The following is a 17,530-nucleotide window of genomic DNA, read 5'->3' as shown; positions in this document are numbered from 1 at the left end:
CGCGGCCAGGGTAAGACCACCTGGAGCGAGTGCGGTAGATCCCACGCACTCGCTCCAGGTCAACCAGGACTACGAACTCAACGGACCTGTGTCGCCACCGGGTCGAGCAGGAAGAGGGCCGTGTCTGGTTCGTAGGCACCCACGCGAGCGACCACATGCAGGTTATTCCCGACTCCGACGGAGTCAGGAATATTGCCGCTCAGATTCAGATCGTTCGTCACATTCACGTCGCGGAACTGGAAGCTTGGTCCGCCGAACGACTGCGTCTCGCTGTAATCCCCGACGCTAATGAGAATGTCGTACCGCGTCGTATAGCCGTCATGGGGATTCATTGCTCCGATAGCGCCATCGAACTCGATGGTCTGGCCGTCGTACTTCATTGCGAACGCTTCGACCGTCGGGCCATCCTGAGGTCCAGCGAGGAGCGCCGCGAGGTCCGCGTTGTTCTCGGTAGTCAGAATGACCGACTGCGGCACGGCCGTCGACTCTGGTGCCGCCGTCGGCTCAGGACGCGGCTCCTTCTCAGTGCTCGGCGTTGACATTGGCGAGGTCGACGCCACAGGCTTCGCGTCGTTGTCGTCAGATGACAGCGCGACATTGACACCAATGATGATGGCCACCACTGCGAGTGCTCCGCCAATCACGGCGAACGGCTTCCACGAGACGGGCGTCTTCGGCTTGCGAAAGGTCATCTGGGTGCGGAGCGTTCCCTGCTCCTGCGAGACGAACTCCCATCCATCGTTCTCCCACTTCGCGCGGGTTCGCGATTCTGTTCCGCGGATCGTGCGAACCGTATTGACGTCGTATTTTGTTCCGTCCGGGTTCGCGGAGGGAGGGGGAGGGCCCATGCTCATGTATTGATCATGGCGGACGGCGAGGCTTCAGCGAGTCGAAGCGACGAGGGCGCGCCCCAACACTGCGACCCGTTCGATCAGTTCCTCCGGTCCGCCGCTGACATCCACCGCATGCGCCACGACCACGGTCCCGGTGGCCGCGATCTCATATCTCCGCGGCTCGACGTCTCCTGACACATACAGCAGATGCACCTCCGGCACGCGTGCCGTCACCGCGTACGCCAGCCCCTGATACACATCGGCGTTCGGAGGAGAACCCGTGCTCTCGCCCCACACCTTGTACTTCGTGTCAGCCACAGTCACGACTCGGCCACCTCGCGAGATGACGATGTCCGGTCGCATCCGAACTTCACCACCAGTGTCCAAGCGCCAGTCCGACACTTGCAGATCGACCTCGAAGCCCTCGGGCTTCAGCGTCGCCCGGAGCACCGACCCGACGAAGTCCTCGTAGACTTTCGCGACGTTCAGGAGGAACGCGGAGCCGGAGCTCACGCCCTTTGCATGCGCCCACGATGTCGCTTCGATGATCCACTGTGCGAGGCGGAGCGCCGGCCCATAGTGCGCGTTCAATCTGGTCTCCGCAGGCAGCGTCACCCGACCGCCAGGCCGCAGATCCGAGACCTCGGAGAACATCCCGAGCAGGGGGCCGAGTTCGTCGACGATGTGACGGGGGAGCTGTTCGAGCCGCACCAGCGCGCGCAGCGCCACCTTGACGATCCGGTTCTCCGCGACGTCCTCGGTGTAGTCGTCGTAGGTCAGCTCGACGGGGACTGGAATGCCGGGTCGAGCCTTCAGCTGGCGCGCCACGTCCCATCGGCCGCGAATCACCGTGCCCGTCTCCTCGACGGATACGTAGCCCTTGAGGAGCCCTCGCCCTGTCGCCGACGAGACTGCTCGAATCAGCGCGGAGGCCAGGGTCGAGGGCAGATCTCGATCAGCCTCGAATGCGAACGTGGCGTGGCTCACATCGGTCTGGATGCCCGAATACGATGCCATGAAGATCAGGCTCCGCAGCGGCGTCTTCGGCCGCACGATCAGTCGAACTCCGTCTAGCCCCACCACACCCACACGAGTGACGTCGGTGATACGCCAGATTCCTGCATCCCCCGTCGGGGACACCCGACAGAACTTCAGCTCCTGCAGACGCACTGCCTGTGACGTGGTCAGCGCGACGAAAGACTCGCCCTTCTCGGCGATCTCCTCGACGCGTACGCCGAACGTGGTCACACTCACGACCCCGACGCAGCCGCCTCGGCATCAGAAGACCCGAGACCGTCGAGCAGCGTCTTCAGCCCATATTTCACGTGCACGTCGACGCCCGTTCCGATGTGGCGCTCGTCGAGCAACGGCAGGATGCTCTCCTCCCATACTGCGTGTAGGTCGTCCTCGCTGAGGTCGTCGGTTCGCAGCAGATGGCTCGGGCCCACACGGTCTTCACGGTCTCGGATGCTCGAGTTGAGGCGCTCGAACAACTCAGCGACAGGCAGAGACTGCGGATGGTGTGCGGCCCAGCGCACGAGGATGTCCTTCACCGGCGCGACGTCCGGGTGCAGCTCGAAGAATGAGAAGCGGCGGCGCATGGCTGAGTCGAGTAGCGCGATCGAACGGTCCGCCGTGTTCATCGTGCCGATGATGAGTACGTTCGCCGGGAGGGTGAAGGACTTGCCGCCGTCGTCACCCGAGCCCGCGTACAGCACGTCGATGGCGTCGTCACGGTACTCGAGCAAGTAGTACAGCTCGCCGAAGACCTTGCTGATGTTCGCGCGATTGATCTCGTCGATCATCAACACATGCGGCACATCCGGGTTCTTGCGTGCCTCGTCGGCGATCTCGCGGAGCGGACCCCGCGTGAGAGAGAACGACAGCTGGCCCGCGGCATCCGTCACCGGTCGATACCCGGCGAAGAAGTCCTCGTACGTATAGGACGGGTGGAACTGGATGCGCTTCACGACGCTGCCCGGCTTGCCGAGCTGCTCCGCCAGGGCGCGCGCGACGTAGGTCTTTCCTGTTCCTGGAGGGCCGTAGAGGATCACCTGTCCGCGGCGGTGAAGAGCACGCGCCACTTTGGTCAACCAGGTGGTGTCGAGGTGCGTTGCACCGGCGAGTTCATCGACGTCGATATCGTCCGCTGTAAACCCGCGTGGGTCCGCGATGGGATCATCGTGACGCTCGTCATCCTTGTTCGACGAGGGGACCGCAACTGCTTCGTCGCCTCGTTGCCACCGGCTGTAGAACGGTTCGTCGTACACATTCACCGGTTCCTGCTCTTTGACCTGCAGGGCGATCTGGATGCGTTGCAGATCGACATCGGGATCATCGGAGAACTCGCCTCCGATCTCGCCGATGAACGCCTGGCGAATGCGCTCGCGATGCTCAGCCGACACGATCGGCCCGAAGAAGCCCGGATGCACGAGGTAGAGCAGCGCGTAGCGCTGGGTGTGGAATCCAGATTCCTTTGCGAGAACCAGCTCGCGCCACTTCAGCGGGTCCTCAAGAGCAGCCTGCTGCTCTGCTTCAGAAAGCTCGCTCCAATCGCGAAGGAGATCGAGGATGATGGTGATGGCCTTGTTCACGTGCGTCTGCATCCCCTGACCGGGATTGAAAGCCCCACCCCCGAATGCTTCATCGAAGACGCGCGGGATCTCGACGGGATGGGCCATTGCGCTGAGGAGCGACTGCACTCTTTCGCGCTTCTTCGCGTGACCGATGATCCAGCCGATCGGCAGTACTTGAAGGGCGATCACTTCTGCCATCAGCAGACGCTGGTCGTCGGTCGCGTCCTTGAACTGCAGCGCGAGGTTGCCGGAGAAACTCTTACCCTCCGTCTTCTCGGCCGAGTTCCACAGCTGGTTCAGCGCGCGAATGTTATCCGGCGTCCAGACTTCCCTTCCGGGTGCGAAGCCAGACAAGCCCTTTCGGAACCCCTCTTCGATGATGACGTCTGCAGCGGCCAAGATCTTTCGTTTCGCAGAGTCACCGGAAACCCAGCGCTCCGACAAGGCGCGAGCGTCAGAGGCGCGCATGTTGGCTCGCGCTTCCCGGCTCGCCCGCTGTGCTTCTGCGAACAGCTCGTTGCCCGGATACTCGTTGACTGCGTCTACTCCTCTCGTGGTGATGGCCCATTCGCCGACGCCGGAGGGGTTCTTCACGAGCCAACCCGCGCCCACCAGTTCAGAACTCGCGAACCGCCAGTTGGTTTGACCGCGCGGCAGGTTCTTGGTGTTCAGTTCGGATTCAAAAGGGGTGAGCGGGGCTCGAGCGACGGACTGCGCCCAGATTTCGCTGATGGGTACGTAAGTCCCGTCGGCTCCCACCTGTTCGAGATGTTCCAGCGCTGCCCGGATGCGCTCGGCAGTCTTCAGCTCTTTGTCCAATGTGCCCTCCGAGGCCTGTCATATGAAGTGCGTCGAGCGACCCGCATGCGGCGCGATCCTAGACCGACGGGCGTCATCGCTTCATCCTGGCATGAGCGGCGAACGGGCTTCCCCGGCCAAGATGTATCAAGTGCGAGGGACCCGGCTCCTGGAACAAGAGGCACCAGAGAGTCTGGTGCCCTGATGCAAAGGAGCACCATGAAGGTTCCCGCCTACTACTCGATCAACCCCGACGACCCGGATGTTCACCACGTCTACGACGACTGTGTGAGCGGCAAGCAGATCCCGCCCGAGAACAAGCGTTCGGGCACCAACGGCTACCGGCTGTGCAAACACTGCGCTGACCGTTGATCCCGGCTGGCGGATCGCTTCAATCGATTGAAGCGGTCCGCCGGCCGTCTCTATCGCCGGGGACAGGCGCCCGAATCGAGGGGCCGCCGTGGCCGGAGTGTGTACCCCAGTTCGTCCTGATCGATAGGGTGAACCGATGCCTCCCATCCGCGCCGTTCTCTTCGACCTCGACGGAGTCGTCCGTCACTTCGACCCCGAGAACGTCGCGAGCATCGAGCGGACGCACGAACTCGAACCAGGTTCGATCGAGGCCATCGCCTTCGCTCCACACCATCTCGAAGAGGTGACGACGGGAAGGATCTCTCGCCGTGACTGGGTCGAGCGGATCGGCGTGGAGCTCGGCAACGCCGCAGCCGCCGAGGAGTGGGGCAGCCAGTCGTTTCATGTCGACAAGCAGGCCCTCGACCTCGCCGACGAACTGCGAGCGAACGGCATCCGCACCGCCATCCTCACGAACGGCACGGACACGATCCAGGCAGAAGCCGCCGCGATGAACCTCGACGCCCACTTCGAAGCTGTCTTCAACTCTGCAGAGATCGGCTGGACGAAACCCGACGCTCGGGCGTTCCAGCACGTCCTCGATGCGATGCGGCTCGCCCCGAACGAGGTGCTCTTCACCGATGACTCGGCCAGCAAGCTCGCCGGGGCTGAGCGGCTCGGGATGCCGACTCACCTTTTCGACGGTGTAGCTGGCCTTCGCTCGGCGTTGCGGGCGGCGAACGTTTTTGTTGACGAGGAGGTCTCCGGGTGAAGGCTCCAAGGACTCCGGGGCCGAGGGTGCTCCTGCTCGGCCTGGCGGCGTCGATCGCCATGCTGACCGCGACCACACTGACCGCCTGCGCGCCCGAACCCGACCGGTGTCTGCCTGCACTTTTGGATGTCTCGTCCGCAGATGTCGCTCCAGGCGAGTCTCTGACGGTCCGGAGCGCGGCGGCCGAGTGCGATCTCGGTTACGAGAATGGAGCTTCGTACTCGATCGCCGTGGTCTCGTCATCGGGCGAGCAGTCTGACGACGTCGACGTTCCGGTCCAGCGAGACGGGAGTTTCGCGACCGAGATCACCGTGCCCGAGTCTTTTCCTGACGGAGCAGCCTCCGTCGTGGTCAGCGGGAGCCCATACGACGAGTGCGACGAGGACTCCGGCTCGTGTGCCGCGTACGTCGTCGACATCACCGTCAGCCGCTGAGGCGTTTCGTCTCGCTCCGCTCGCTCAACAGGCGGGGTTAGCGCTCCGCGCTCAACGGGCGGGGTTAGTGCTCCTCGCTCATCGGGCGGAGTGCGGGGATGGCGCGTTTCGTCTCGCTTCGCTCCCTCAACGGGCGGGGTTAGCGCTCCGCGCTCAACGGGCGGGGAGCGGATCGCTCAACGGGCGGGGAGTGGATCGCCCAACGGGCGGTCCGTCGCCGGCCACGGCATGCTGGAGACATGGAGAGCTTTGTGCAACTCGGGGACGGCCTCGCGATCGTCGAGGAGGTGGGCCGCTTCCGGCGTGGAGAACGGCGCGGAGAAGACGGACGGATCCGTATCGACGTCGAGTGGCGCGAGATCAGTCCGTGGGCAGTGGAGAACGGCCTGCTGACCATCTTTCCGCTCGCGCGCTCCGACGGCTCCGCCGACGCGCAGGAGAAGATGACCGCGCTCCACCGATCACTCGAGATGGACTTCGTGCACTACTTCGGCGGCGGAGGATTCCACGCCGAATCACCTCTCGACCCCGACGACGGGTATGGCGCGAGGCTGAGCCGCGACCCGCTGATCTCCCTTCCGCGCGCTGTGTGGCGGGTCAGCGACTACGCCTTCACACTCGTGCGTGCCGCCGATCCGCACGCCGCGGGCGCGACGACGCTCTCCCTGCATATGTTCCCCGCCGACTGGCGATGGCCCGACCAGACCAACGCGAACACGAAGCGCGCCGCGTCACGACGGCGTCGTATGGCGAAGCAGGTGCAGGAGGTCGAGATCGACTGGACGTGGCCAGCGGGCGCGGACGGGAGCGGTGCATGATCGAACTCCGAGTCGACCGCGACAGCGTCGCCATGGGCGACGACGCCGTCTCGCACGCCGCGACGTTGTCCGTTCCCGACGGTACGAGGCTCAGCGCGGCCATCGAGACGAGCTCGCCCGAGATCAGAGCGCAAGGCTGGTCGTGGGTGGTCGTGGTCGATGGTGAGGTGGCCGCCGTGTGGTCTGTCGATCACGGCGTGCGGATGCTCGTAGCTGACCGGGAGCTCGATCACGGGCCCGCCGACATCTACTTCCGGTACTTCGTGCAGATCGATCCCGCATGGCTGTTCGACCGGCTCGCGCAGGGCGCCCCCGCGCACCGGTACGACCTCGAAGCGGAGTACGCACCGATCGCGCGCGAGAAGTACGCGACCGAGCTGCGGCGCCGCGAGCGTGAGATCGCGGCGAAGCTGCTGAGCTCCGAGTGCATCGAGGCCATCGAGAGCTACGGCGCCCAGGTCACCTTGCACGCCGACATCGCCTGCACTTTCACGTACCGCGGCGATACCTGGACGGTGCGCCGTGCAGACACAATGCTCCAGGTCTTCGTCGGCCCAGGCGGTCCGCGCGCGTCGATCCGTCCGCACGCGCTCGGCGAAGCATGGCTCGTCGGGATGCTGGGGACTGCCGCTCGCGTCGCTGCCGGCCGCATCGAGCTGCCGGATGCGGAAGTGCTTCCGGGGTTGGACCTCACGCAGCGCGGCGGGAGATGGACGTCTCAGGGGGCGACCGTCGTGCAGGTCACCTCCGACCTGGCGGCGCGCGTCGCCGAGCTCGTTTATGGGCGGTCGATCGCCGAAGTGCGCGCGGTGTTTGAACTTTGAGGGTGTTGTCGCGCAGGTAGGTGGGGGCGCGTTTCGTCTCGCTTCGCTCGCTCAACGGGCAGGGCGAGGGCGGCGCTCAACGGGCGGGGGCGCTCAACGGGCGGGGCGCTGGGGCGTTTCGTCTCGCTTCGCTCGCTCAACGGGCGGGGGTGGTCAACGGGCAGGGCGAGGGCGGTGCTCAACGGGCGGGGGCGGGGGAGCGCCAGGAGATGCCGCGGCGGGCGATGCGTCGCCCGGCCTCGTCGGCGGCGACCGGCTCGCCGACATCCGCACCGACCTCGAGGCCGACGACAGAGTGGACGATCGTGCCGTCGTAGACGTGCACGAGGTTGTAGCCCTGCGCAGCATCCTGGCCGCGCGTGGCACCGACCGGCTGAGCAAGATCCTGCCCGTACGCACTCGACGATGCGGCCGCCACCGGGATCCCGGCGAACGTACCGAATGACGGGTGGTGCACGTGTCCGGAGAGGATTCCGCGCACATCCGAGCCCTCCAGTACCGCAGCCAGCGCGGCCTGCTCGCGCAGCTCGACCGTGACCGCGAGGTCGAGCACCGTCGGCAGCGGCGGGTGGTGGATCATCAACAGCGAACCCTCCGGCGCCGGCTCAGAAAGCTCGGCACTCAACCACGAGAGCTGCTGCTCATCGACCCGGCCCCAGTGCTCCCCGGGAACCGTCGAATCCAGCACGATCACCCGCATCTCGCCGAACCAGCGCACCTCGACCACAGGGTCCGAACCGGCACCCGCGGCATCCGGAGCCGAACCATCACCTGAGGCATCAGTATCCGAAGAGCGACCTACGGTACCGGAAACCGGCGTTTCATCCGCGAGCCCCAATTCCGCCCGCATCGCCCCACGCTCGTCGTGGTTGCCCATGGCCCACACGACCTCGCACCCCAGAGCAGCAACGGCCGGCTCGACCATCGCCCGCAACCGCCGATACGACGACGCGTCCCCCCGATCCGCGAGATCTCCGGTGAACAGCAACGCATCCGGCCGCAACCCCGAAGACACCAAACGCGACAGCACGGAAGCGAGGTTCGCATCGGCATCCGCCCCGCTGCCGTACAGCGGCGAGCGCTCACCGGGAAGGTGCGTATCGGAGATGTGCACAAAGGTGTGCGATGGGCGAGAGTGTTCGGTGAGGATCATTTCTCTTCCAGTGAGACGGCGTACAGATACAGAAAGTCAGACGGCCGCGGCCGTGGTGCCGGGCACCAGCGTTCCGACGAACGCCTGCCTGACGGTGGATTCAGAATCGGAATCAGAGTCGGAATCGGAGTCAGCGTCGAGACTCAGCAGCCGTTGCATCGTCTCGACAGCCGCAGCGGCGACGGCCTCGACAGGAATCCGCAGCGTCGTCAGACCCAGCAGGTCGGCGCCGGGAAGGATGCCGTCGCACCCCGTCACGCTCACATCGTCGGGCCCCGACAGCCCCGCAGCACGCGACGCCCGCATGACCGCGAGCTGTCGATAGTCCGACGCGCACATCACGGCCGTGGCGCCATCGCGCACGGCGGCCAGCGCCTCGTAGACCCCCTCGGTCGGGGCAGCGCCCGCAGACAGCAACGTGACCGACGCCCCGCCGGCGACCAGCGTCTCGCGCATGGCCGACGCCCGCAGATGCTCCGCAAACGACACATCAGATGCGCCCGAGAGCACGACCACGTTCCGGTGCCCGAGCGACAAGACATGCGAGGCCAGCATCCGTCCATGCTCCGGATCGTCATAGTGCGCGGTGTGGATTCCCGACGCCGTCTCGACCCGACCCGCGCGCACGATCGGCACCTGGTCGGCGAACGGCTCGAGCTGCGCGGCCGTGATGCCACCGGTCGCGACGATGAGCCCAGCCACGCGCATGCCGAGCAGCCGGTGCAGCGCATTGACCTGCTCGGCGCCCTGCTCGTCGGCACCGATCGTCACGGTCACGAGATCGAGTCCGCGCCGGTGCGCCTCATCCTGCAGCCGCGAGAACAGCAGTCCATACGCGGGGTTGCTCGCATCGCGCAGCATCAGCCCGACGGTGCCGGTGCGGCCGGCGGCGAGCTCGGCGGCCATCGTGTTGCGCACGTATCCGAGGCGCTCGGCCTCGGCGAGGATGCGTTCCTGGGTCTCGGGAGCGAACCTGCCCTCACCCTTCAGTGCCCTGGTCGCGGTGGCCCGGGAGACCCCGGCGGCCGCGGCCACATCGCTCACGGTCACCCGCAGCCCGGGCGCACCGGCATCCGAAGACGAAGACAGAGACGACGAACTCACGCGCGCGCCTTCTTGACCTTGCGGGGCGCTCCTGCGCGCGAACCTCGTCCATACACGAGATACATGGTGACACCCATGATGATCATCAGCAGCACTGTGTAGACGAACGTGATCGGCATCGCGTCGAGGTTGTTCTCGCCGCGCGTGCTCTCTTGAATCGCGACACCGAGCGGCTTGAACAGCGGGTGGTAGAGGAAGATCGCCGCGTCGTAGTCGTCGAGCAGGCTGTTGAAGTTCAGCGCCGTGATCGCGGCCGCCGTCGGCAGCACCAGCGGGATCAGCACTCGGCGGAACGTCGTCAGCGACTTCGCCCCGAGAATGCGCGAGGCGTCTTCAAGCGAGTCGGGCACCGACGCGAAACCGGCCTTCAGCAGGCGCAGGGTGAACGGGATCTTCACGCAGATGTACGCGACGAGCAGCAGGATCGGCGTGCCGGTGAGCACGATGCCGCCCACGATCGCCCGCGGCTCGTCGAAGGCGGTCACCAGGGCGAGCGCGATCAGCACGATCGGCAGGATCCACGGGATGTGCAGCACGTACTCGATGGCGGTGGTCAGCAGGTTGCGGTGCTTCTGCAGCATCCGCGCGACGAACAGCAGGCCGCCGACCACGATGAGCGAGGCGAGCGCGCTGTAGACGACGCTGACGATGAACGGACGGATCGCCTCGGCGCTCGAGAACACGGTGATGTAGTTGTCGAGCGTGAAGCTGTCGAGGGTGATGGAACCTGCGAGGATGCTGCGCGCGTCGACGAACGAGAAGATCACGATCAGGACGACCGGGATCAGGTAGATCACCCACAGCAGGTATGCGACGACGTGCACGACGACGTTCGCGAACGGGTTGCGGATCTTCTGCTTCTGGATCGGCGTCGCCACCTTCGCGACCGAGAAGTACACTCCCGACTTCTCGAAGCGGTTCATGATCGCGAGCAGGATGATGGTCGCGATGCCGAGCACGATCGCCAGCAGCGCCGCGATGTCCCGCGTGATGGGGCTGCGCGAGAGGTCGATGATCAGCGGTGCGACGGTCTGGAAGTCGGGCCCGCCGAGCACGAGCGGCGCGGTCAGCGCCCCGAGCCCGATGAGGAACGTGAGTACCGTGACCGCGAACAGCATCGGCTTCATCACCGGCAGCACGATGCGGCGCAGGATCGTCCAGGTCGACGCGCCCATGAGCTTGGCGGCCTCGATCGACGCGTAGTCGACCTTGCCGAGCGACGAGGAGAGGAACAGCATGTGGTTCGTCGTGGTCGCGAACGTCATCACGAAGACCACGGCGAAGTACCCCGAGAACCAGTCGCGGTCCAGGTCGGGCCAGACGTTGACCATCATGTTCGTGAAGAACCCGAACCGGCCGTAGATGAAGTTGTAGCCGGCGGCCAGCACGATGCCGCCGTAGATGAGAGTCGTCGCGTAGCCAAGCCAGAGGATCTTCGCGCCGCGCACCTGGAAGTACTTCGTCACCAGCACGATGAACACGCCGACCACGTTCACGGTGATCGACAGGGTGATCGCGAGCAGGAAGCTGTTGCCGAGCGTCTTCAGCGCACGCTCGCTGCCGAACAGCTTCTCGACGGCGCGGATGCTGAACTGCCCGTCGGGGAAGAACGTGACCCCGAGCAGGGCGGCGTTCGGCAGTACGAGGAACGCGGCGGCGAACCAGATCACGATGATGCCCGTGATCCACGCGAGCGGGGAGCGCAGCATCGCCGTCACGCTGCCGGGACGTCCGCGCTTGCGGGGCCGCGGTCCCGCCGTCTGACCCTCGACGACCGCGTGGGTCGTCAGGGAGCCGGCATCTCCGGTCACGGCTGCGGAGGGCGGGACCGCGGGGTCTGTGTGGTGGTGAGAGCTCGAGGGGTTCTGGGGCTTCTGCGCATCCGACATGTCACGCCGCCGGGTACTGCAGGATCCAGCGCGGGTCGATGTCGACGCGCACGGCGTCGCCCGGGTTCCACTGGCGGGCGCTCGCCGCGGCGGGCACGCTCACGCGCAGCGGAGCATCTTCGGCGGTGACCGTGTAGACGCTGTGGCTGCCGTGGTACGTGCGGTCGACGATGGTCCCATCGAGCGACGCGGATGCCGCGGACGCATCGGTCGCCTCGGCGAGGTGCAGCTTCTCGGGCCGCACGTAGCTCTCGGCCGTGGCGTCGAGTCCGCCGCCGAGGCTCGTGATCTGCGCGGGGCTGAGGCGGTTGTTCTCGCCGATGAAGCGGCAGACGAACGGCGTCGCGCTGCGGTCGTAGATCTCCTCGGGCGTACCCACCTGCTGCAGCGTGCCGGCATCCAGCACGGCGATGCGGTCGCTGAGGGTGAGCGCCTCCTCCTGGTCGTGCGTGACGTACACCGTGGTCACGCCGACCTCGTGCTGCAGGTCCTTCAGCTGCTCGCGCAGCTGCACGCGCAGCTTGGCGTCGAGGTTCGACAGCGGCTCGTCGAGCAGCAGGATGCTGGGGGTCAGCGCCAGCGCGCGGGCGATCGCCACGCGCTGCTGCTGCCCGCCCGAGAGCTCCGACACGTTCTTCTCGAGCTGCGAGAGCGCAAGGCCGGTGCGGTCGGCGATCTCGTCGACGCGGCGGCGCTGCTCGGCCTTCGACGTCTTCTGGATCGAGAGGCCGAACGCGATGTTCTCGCGCACGTTCATGCTGGGGAACAGCGCGTAGTTCTGGAACACCATCCCCACGCCGCGCTTCTCGCTCGGCACGCGCGTGACGTCGCGCCCGCCGATCAGGATGCGTCCGCCGGTCGGCTCGACGAACCCGGCGAGGGAGCGCAAGGCCGTGGTCTTGCCGCATCCGGACGGACCCAGGAGGGTGAAGAACTCACCCTCCCGGATCTCCAGATCGAGGTGCGAGACCGCACGGTGATCGCCGAATGCGACCTCGACATCTTCGAAACGGATCATGTGTCTTTTCCGGTCGTGTTCGTGATTCTCGGAGGCTGTCGCTCAGCCGATGTACTCGAGCGTGACCTTCTCGACCCACGCGCCGAGGTTCTCGCTCACGAAGCCGAAGTCGATGTCCTGACGGTCGAGGGTGCCCATGAGCTCGACGACCTCGGGGCTGGCCTTGTCGACCGCGCCCTCGTTGACGGGCATCGAGTTGAACTCGGTCGCGAACTCGCCCTGCACCTCGGCGCTGCCGAACCAGTCGATGAACTCCTGAGCCTTCTCCTCGTTGCCGGATCCGTTGATCTGCGCGATCTGCTCGGTGACGTACGGCACGCCGTAGTCGGGAACGATCATGCCGGTCTTCGTGCCGTACTCCTCGTCGCGGGCCGCGATGCCGCTCGACGGGATCACGCCGTAGTCGATCTCGTCACGCGTGATGCGGGCGTAGAGGTCGGTGCCCTCGACCGCGGGCGAGCCGTTCTCGTAGTAGGACTTCACCAGATCCCAGCCCTCGTCGCTGACGCCGAGGTCGCCGTCTTCGTCGAGGTGACGCGAGAGGATGCTGGCGAGCACGAGCTGCGGGGTCGCCTGGCCGAGTGCCGGGTTGACCTCGTAGCGGCCCGCGTACTTCTCGTCGGTCCAGAGGTCCTCCTCGTCGGAGGGGGCGTCGGTGATCTTGTTCTCGTCGTAGACGGTGACGATGGCCTGCTCGACGAGGGGCCAGAAGACGCCGTCGGCCGGGTCGCCCGCGTCGGCGGGGACCTCACCGCTCCACTTCGGCTCGTAGGCGGTGATCGCCTCTTCGGACTTGAGCTGCTCGAAGAACATGTTGTTCAGACCGAACACGACATCGCCGACGGGGTTGTTCTTCTCGGCGATGATGCGGTTGGTGAGGTCGGCGCCGCCGAGGCCCACGATCTCGATGTCGATGCCGGCATCCGCGGCCTTCTCGGTGATCCACTCGCCGCGGCCGTCGCTGTTGGAGTTCGTGTAGACGATGAGCGTCGCATCCGATCCGCCCTCGCCCGAGCCGCCCTCGGCGTCGGTGCTGCCGCCCGCGCATCCGGTCAGGGTCACGGCCGCCACCGCAGCGATTCCCAGCAGAGACCAGCGCTTCTTTCGGATGTCGACCATGGTCGCCCTTTCTCGTCATCGAGGTATGCCTGCAATGACTGTACCCCGACTTTGTGGTTCATATACAACGATCTGTCGGATTCTTGGCCGCGTTCGCGCGACCGCACTCAAGATAGGTCGTCAAAGTGAACGGACGCGCGCGTGAAGGTGAACAGTTCCGGGCCGCACCTGCCGCGTGCGTGGGTGGAGGTATGCCGGAGTACTGCGTCTCGCGACAGCGCGTCCGCTGCCACGACGGGTTCGAGGGTGGATACCGTCGTCCCGTGCAACTCGGATCTCTCGCAGACGTCATCACCGCCCTCACTGCAATCGGCGCGCTCATCGCAGCGATCCTCGGCGCCAAGCACGCGGGGCGACTGTTCGCCGTCGAAGCAAAGCGCGACGAGAGCTCTGCCGCTCGAGAGAGGCAGACCCAGGCCAGCCAGGTCTTCGCGTGGGTTGCGTCGCGCATCGTCGACGACGAGGCGAAGGCATACGGCGCCGTCGTCGTGAACTCCTCGGAGCAGGCGATCTACGACGTCACGGTGAGAGTGACCGGTGCGAGCGGGACCGAGCGGCGTCCGATCGAGCTGACGATCCTGCCGCCGGGTGCGTACTACCTCGAAGAGAGTTCCGAGGCGTATGCCTGGGAGTTCGCGTCGAGACTCCGCTCGTTCGACGAAGAGATTCGGCCTGTGACGAAGTCGAAGAAGCGCACCATCGCCGGCATGCGCTTCCGCGACAGCTCGAACCTCACCTGGGCCCGCGACGAAACAGGCATGCTCGTGGTGGCGCCGAGCTGATGGTGGGTGTCGGCAGTTCTCCGACCCGCGCAATCCGCGCGCTCGCCACCGGGGCTGTCATGATTGACGCCATGACCACTTCGATGCTCGACAGGGCGATCTACTCCTACTCGGATGTCGATCGCCTCGTCGGTCTGCACGGGGGGACTGCTCGACGCTGGCTCGACGGGTACACCAGGGCGGGGAAGTTCTACGAGCCGATCCTTCGCGAAGCCTCGACGGGAACCGAGGTCGTCACCTGGGGCGAGATGGTCGAAGCCCGACTCCTTGCCGAGTTCCGAAGCCGCGACGTCACCGTTCAGAAACTGCGTCCGGCGATCGAGCAGCTTCGAGAGCGGTTCGGACGTTACCCACTCGCGCTCGCGCAGCCGTTCCTCGAAGTCGAAGGGCGAGAGCTCGTGCAGATCGTTCAGGAACAGGTCGGACTGGACCGGTCCCTCCAACTCGTGGTGGTGCGTAACGGCCAGAGCATGCTCACCGCGGCGACCGAACGATTCAGCGACGCGGTTCACTACGTCGACGGCGCCGCAGGCAGCATCCGACCCGACCCCCGGACTCCGTTCGTGGTGATGGATCCTGCGCGCACTTTCGGGCAGCCCGCTGTGCGCAATGTGCGCACAGAGATCCTCGCCGGAGACTTCAAGGCCGGGAGTTCGCGAGACGAGCTCGCTGACCTCTACGAACTGACTCTCGACCAGGTCGACGAAGCACTGCGCTTCGAACTGATCGTCGGCAGCGACCGAGCAGCCTGATGACGCCGTTCTCGCCGGTCTACTTCGCGGACGAGAACACGCTGGGCCTGGCGAAGGTGCTTCGGCGTTCCGGGCGCAAGGACTTTCTGTCTCCCGGGCATCCGGATCTACCTGAAGTGCCGCTCGGTTCTCTGGATCTCGAGTGGATGCCGATCGTCGGTGCCCTGGGATTCATCGTCGTGACACGTGACAGACGCATCCGCACTCGGCCCGCCGAGTTGGCGGCCTACCGCGAGCATGGAATCCGTTCCGTGTGGATAGGCGCCAAGCGAGACATGCGACCGGACGAGCAGGCTGCTCTGTTCCTGCGGCATGAAGAGCGGATCGTCCGGGAGATCATCAAACGAGGAGCCGGGCCGTGGGCGCTTTCGCTGAACGTGACAGGCCCACGCCCGATGCGCCTCGGTGAGGCTTGATCTACCCCAGGTCAGCAGGCGAAACTCAGACACAGATCCGCATCTCCCCGCGTGACGATCCTGTTACAAGATCGCCACTCCTCTCGAACCTCGGCTAAGAAAGTCTCACCAGTACAGTTGTACATTGCACTGTCATGGGGTTCTATGGAAACCATTCGCAATGGCGCTAACGACAGAAAGGTCTGGTCTCGTGACCGCATCTCAGAGGCTCCCCGGGTTCATCGCCGTGGCCGCCGCATCCGCTCTGCTCATCACCGGCTGCTCTGCCGGCGGAGGCGGCTCCGACGCCTCCCAGCCCGGCACGGGTGGCACCCCCGAGAAGGGCGGCACCGTGCACATGCTGCAGAACGCCGACTTCTCGTACCTCGACCCGTCCCGTGGGTTCGACGGCGGCGTCAACGCGTTCTACCGCCTCATCTACCGCGGCCTCACCATGCAGGCCGCCGGTGACGCCGACGACCCGAACAAGATCGTCCCCGACCTGGCCGAATCGCTCGGCGAGGCGTCGGACGACGGCCTGACCTGGACGTACACGCTCAAGGACGACATCTTCTTCGACGACGGCACCCCCATCACGTCCGAGGCGATGAAGTTCGGCATCTCGCGCTCGTGGGACCCCCAGGTCGGCATCGGCTCGCCCTACCTGCGTCAGGTCATCGACGCCCCCGAGGGCTACCAGGGTCCGTACGTCACGGGCGACCTGCCCACGATCGAGACGCCCGACGACAAGACCATCGTCTTCCACCTGAAGAAGCCGTTCCCCGAGTTCGACAACGTGCTCGCGCAGCCCAACGCCGTCCCCTTCCCCGAGGGCACCGGCGCCGGCGACGAGTTCATCAAGGACGTCATCGCCTCGGGCCCCTACACGCTCGCCGAGTACACCCCCGGCAGCTCGATCGTGCTCGAGCGCAACGAGTACTGGGACGACAAGACGGATGACGTGCGCAAGGCCTACCCCGACTCCTGGGAGTTCGAGATCGGCATCGACCCCGCCACGATCGATGAGCGCATGATCGCCGGTCAGAGCGACGATCAGAACGCCATCGCCGGCACGGTCAGCGCGGCGAGCCTGCCGCGTCTGCAGACGCCCCAGCTGAAGGACCGCGCGATCACCGCCGACGCCTTCTGCACCACCTACATGTCGATGAACACCACCAAGGCGCCGTTCGACGATGTCAACGTCCGCAACGCGATCAACTGGGCGATCGACCGCTCGGCACTCGTCAACGCCTCGGGCGGCACGCAGCTCGCCGACCCGGCGTACACGATCATCCCGCCGGTGGTCTCGAGCTTCAAGGACTTCAACCTCTGGGAGAGCGAGGGCGACAAGGGCGACACCGAGAAGGCGCAGGAGCTGCTCGACGAGGCGGGTCTCTCGGACGGATTCGAGTTCACCCTCGACATCCGCTCGCAGCCGCTCATGCAGGGCCAGGCCGAGGCGATCCAGCAGGCTCTCGAGCCGCTCGGCATCACGGTGAACCTCAACGTCATCGACACCTCGATCTACTACGAGACGATCGGCACCCCCTCGCAGCAGAACGACGCCGCGATCACCGGATGGTGCCCGGACTGGGCCTCGAGCGCCAGCACGATCATCCCGCCGCTGTTCGACGGACGGAACATCTTCGAGAAGGGCAACTCCAACCTCGCCCAGATCAACGACCCGGCCATCAACGACCGCATCGACGAGATCACCGCGATGACCGACGTCGACGAGGCGAAGACCGCCTGGGGCGACCTCGACGAGCAGATCATGGGGCTCTCGCCCGTGGCGCCGCTCGTGTTCAGCAAGGGCATCTTCCTGCCCGGTGAGAACATCGCCGGCTACTACCCGAGCACCAACCTGACGGACCTGACGATCATCGGTCTCAAGGACCCCTCGAAGGGCTGA

At 65.7% G+C, this 17,530-nt stretch carries 17 protein-coding genes; 9 read left to right on the top strand and 8 right to left on the bottom strand.

What is annotated here, in order from left to right:
* Positions 1–77: 77 nt before the first annotated feature.
* Genes ASD43_RS04200 through ASD43_RS04190 form a run of 3 tightly spaced genes read right to left on the bottom strand, consistent with a single transcriptional unit; the run spans position 78 to position 4,228 of the window.
* The gene (locus ASD43_RS04200) at positions 78–854 is read right to left on the bottom strand and encodes a DUF4839 domain-containing protein (protein WP_082539247.1); all 777 of its coding nucleotides are present in this window, start codon (positions 852–854) and stop codon (positions 78–80) included.
* Between the two features lie 27 nt (positions 855–881).
* Entirely contained in the window at positions 882–2,087 is a 1,206-nt protein-coding gene (locus ASD43_RS04195; RefSeq protein WP_082539246.1) for an McrC family protein, read from the bottom strand.
* Positions 2,084–4,228, bottom strand: a complete 2,145-nt coding sequence (locus ASD43_RS04190) for an McrB family protein (RefSeq protein ID WP_157550784.1) — start codon at positions 4,226–4,228, stop codon at positions 2,084–2,086. Before ASD43_RS04190 ends, ASD43_RS04195 begins: the two co-directional genes overlap by 4 nt.
* 198 nt (positions 4,229–4,426) lie before the next feature.
* Here ASD43_RS04190 and ASD43_RS17155 point away from each other — a divergent pair, with 198 nt between their 5' ends.
* The 5 genes from ASD43_RS17155 to ASD43_RS04170 all read left to right on the top strand — a co-directional run bounded on the left by ASD43_RS17155 (position 4,427) and on the right by ASD43_RS04170 (position 7,406).
* On the top strand, positions 4,427–4,579 hold the full coding sequence (locus ASD43_RS17155; protein ID WP_157550781.1) for a hypothetical protein: 153 nt from the start codon (positions 4,427–4,429) through the stop codon (positions 4,577–4,579).
* A 136-nt stretch (positions 4,580–4,715) separates the two neighbouring features.
* Positions 4,716–5,330, top strand: a complete 615-nt coding sequence (locus ASD43_RS04185) for an HAD family hydrolase (RefSeq protein ID WP_056414003.1) — start codon at positions 4,716–4,718, stop codon at positions 5,328–5,330.
* Complete coding sequence (locus ASD43_RS04180; protein WP_157550778.1) at positions 5,327–5,764, top strand: hypothetical protein; 438 nt, start codon at positions 5,327–5,329, stop codon at positions 5,762–5,764. Before ASD43_RS04185 ends, ASD43_RS04180 begins: the two co-directional genes overlap by 4 nt.
* Positions 5,765–6,003: 239 nt before the next feature.
* Positions 6,004–6,582, top strand: coding sequence for a hypothetical protein (locus ASD43_RS04175; protein ID WP_157550775.1), 579 nt, complete (start codon positions 6,004–6,006; stop codon positions 6,580–6,582).
* On the top strand, positions 6,579–7,406 hold the full coding sequence (locus ASD43_RS04170; RefSeq protein WP_056413994.1) for a hypothetical protein: 828 nt from the start codon (positions 6,579–6,581) through the stop codon (positions 7,404–7,406). Before ASD43_RS04175 ends, ASD43_RS04170 begins: the two co-directional genes overlap by 4 nt.
* Before the next feature lie 178 nt (positions 7,407–7,584).
* On the opposite strand, the gene ASD43_RS04165 is transcribed toward ASD43_RS04170, so the two are convergent.
* The 5 genes from ASD43_RS04165 to ASD43_RS04145 form a co-directional block, all read right to left on the bottom strand.
* The gene (locus ASD43_RS04165) at positions 7,585–8,520 is read right to left on the bottom strand and encodes a metallophosphoesterase (RefSeq protein ID WP_235564015.1); all 936 of its coding nucleotides are present in this window, start codon (positions 8,518–8,520) and stop codon (positions 7,585–7,587) included.
* Positions 8,521–8,595: 75 nt separating this feature from the next.
* Entirely contained in the window at positions 8,596–9,663 is a 1,068-nt protein-coding gene (locus ASD43_RS04160) for a LacI family DNA-binding transcriptional regulator (protein ID WP_082539244.1), read from the bottom strand.
* Positions 9,660–11,552 carry an ABC transporter permease gene (locus ASD43_RS04155; protein ID WP_327043706.1) on the bottom strand — a complete coding sequence of 631 codons (1,893 nt, stop codon included), beginning with the start codon at positions 11,550–11,552 and terminating at the stop codon, positions 9,660–9,662. The genes ASD43_RS04160 and ASD43_RS04155 overlap by 4 nt, the downstream gene beginning before the upstream one ends.
* Before the next feature lies 1 nt (position 11,553).
* Complete coding sequence (locus ASD43_RS04150) at positions 11,554–12,570, bottom strand: ABC transporter ATP-binding protein (protein WP_056413983.1); 1,017 nt, start codon at positions 12,568–12,570, stop codon at positions 11,554–11,556.
* Between the two features lie 42 nt (positions 12,571–12,612).
* Positions 12,613–13,689, bottom strand: coding sequence for an extracellular solute-binding protein (locus tag ASD43_RS04145; protein WP_056413981.1), 1,077 nt, complete (start codon positions 13,687–13,689; stop codon positions 12,613–12,615).
* A gap of 263 nt (positions 13,690–13,952) precedes the next feature.
* Here ASD43_RS04145 and ASD43_RS04140 point away from each other — a divergent pair, with 263 nt between their 5' ends.
* From ASD43_RS04140 to ASD43_RS04125, 4 genes are all read left to right on the top strand, one after another.
* Positions 13,953–14,471, top strand: coding sequence for a hypothetical protein (locus ASD43_RS04140; RefSeq protein WP_149421780.1), 519 nt, complete (start codon positions 13,953–13,955; stop codon positions 14,469–14,471).
* A gap of 71 nt (positions 14,472–14,542) precedes the next feature.
* Positions 14,543–15,223: a DUF433 domain-containing protein gene (locus ASD43_RS04135; RefSeq protein ID WP_056413974.1), complete on the top strand. Its 681-nt coding sequence runs from the start codon at positions 14,543–14,545 to the stop codon at positions 15,221–15,223.
* The gene (locus tag ASD43_RS04130) at positions 15,223–15,639 is read left to right on the top strand and encodes a hypothetical protein (RefSeq protein ID WP_056413971.1); all 417 of its coding nucleotides are present in this window, start codon (positions 15,223–15,225) and stop codon (positions 15,637–15,639) included. The genes ASD43_RS04135 and ASD43_RS04130 overlap by 1 nt, the downstream gene beginning before the upstream one ends.
* A gap of 190 nt (positions 15,640–15,829) precedes the next feature.
* Positions 15,830–17,530: an ABC transporter substrate-binding protein gene (locus ASD43_RS04125; RefSeq protein WP_235564013.1), complete on the top strand. Its 1,701-nt coding sequence runs from the start codon at positions 15,830–15,832 to the stop codon at positions 17,528–17,530.

The sequence above is a fragment of the Microbacterium sp. Root553 genome, from assembly GCF_001426995.1.
Lineage (GTDB): Bacteria > Actinomycetota > Actinomycetes > Actinomycetales > Microbacteriaceae > Microbacterium.
The sequence above is the reverse complement of the archived record's forward strand: the minus strand, read 5'-3'. Positions and strand labels throughout refer to the sequence as shown.

Excerpts from the sequence above, each read along its gene's own strand:
- ASD43_RS04200 (WP_082539247.1), bottom strand. The coding sequence starts at position 854 with ATGAGCATGGGCCCTCCCCCTCCCTCCGCGAACCCGGACGGAACAAAA.
- ASD43_RS17155 (WP_157550781.1), top strand. The coding sequence starts at position 4,427 with ATGAAGGTTCCCGCCTACTACTCGATCAACCCCGACGACCCGGATGTT.
- ASD43_RS04185 (WP_056414003.1), top strand. The coding sequence starts at position 4,716 with ATGCCTCCCATCCGCGCCGTTCTCTTCGACCTCGACGGAGTCGTCCGT.
- ASD43_RS04175 (WP_157550775.1), top strand. The coding sequence starts at position 6,004 with ATGGAGAGCTTTGTGCAACTCGGGGACGGCCTCGCGATCGTCGAGGAG.
- ASD43_RS04170 (WP_056413994.1), top strand. The coding sequence starts at position 6,579 with ATGATCGAACTCCGAGTCGACCGCGACAGCGTCGCCATGGGCGACGAC.
- ASD43_RS04155 (WP_327043706.1), bottom strand. The coding sequence starts at position 11,552 with ATGTCGGATGCGCAGAAGCCCCAGAACCCCTCGAGCTCTCACCACCAC.
- ASD43_RS04150 (WP_056413983.1), bottom strand. The coding sequence starts at position 12,570 with ATGATCCGTTTCGAAGATGTCGAGGTCGCATTCGGCGATCACCGTGCG.
- ASD43_RS04145 (WP_056413981.1), bottom strand. The coding sequence starts at position 13,689 with ATGGTCGACATCCGAAAGAAGCGCTGGTCTCTGCTGGGAATCGCTGCG.
- ASD43_RS04135 (WP_056413974.1), top strand. The coding sequence starts at position 14,543 with ATGACCACTTCGATGCTCGACAGGGCGATCTACTCCTACTCGGATGTC.
- ASD43_RS04130 (WP_056413971.1), top strand. The coding sequence starts at position 15,223 with ATGACGCCGTTCTCGCCGGTCTACTTCGCGGACGAGAACACGCTGGGC.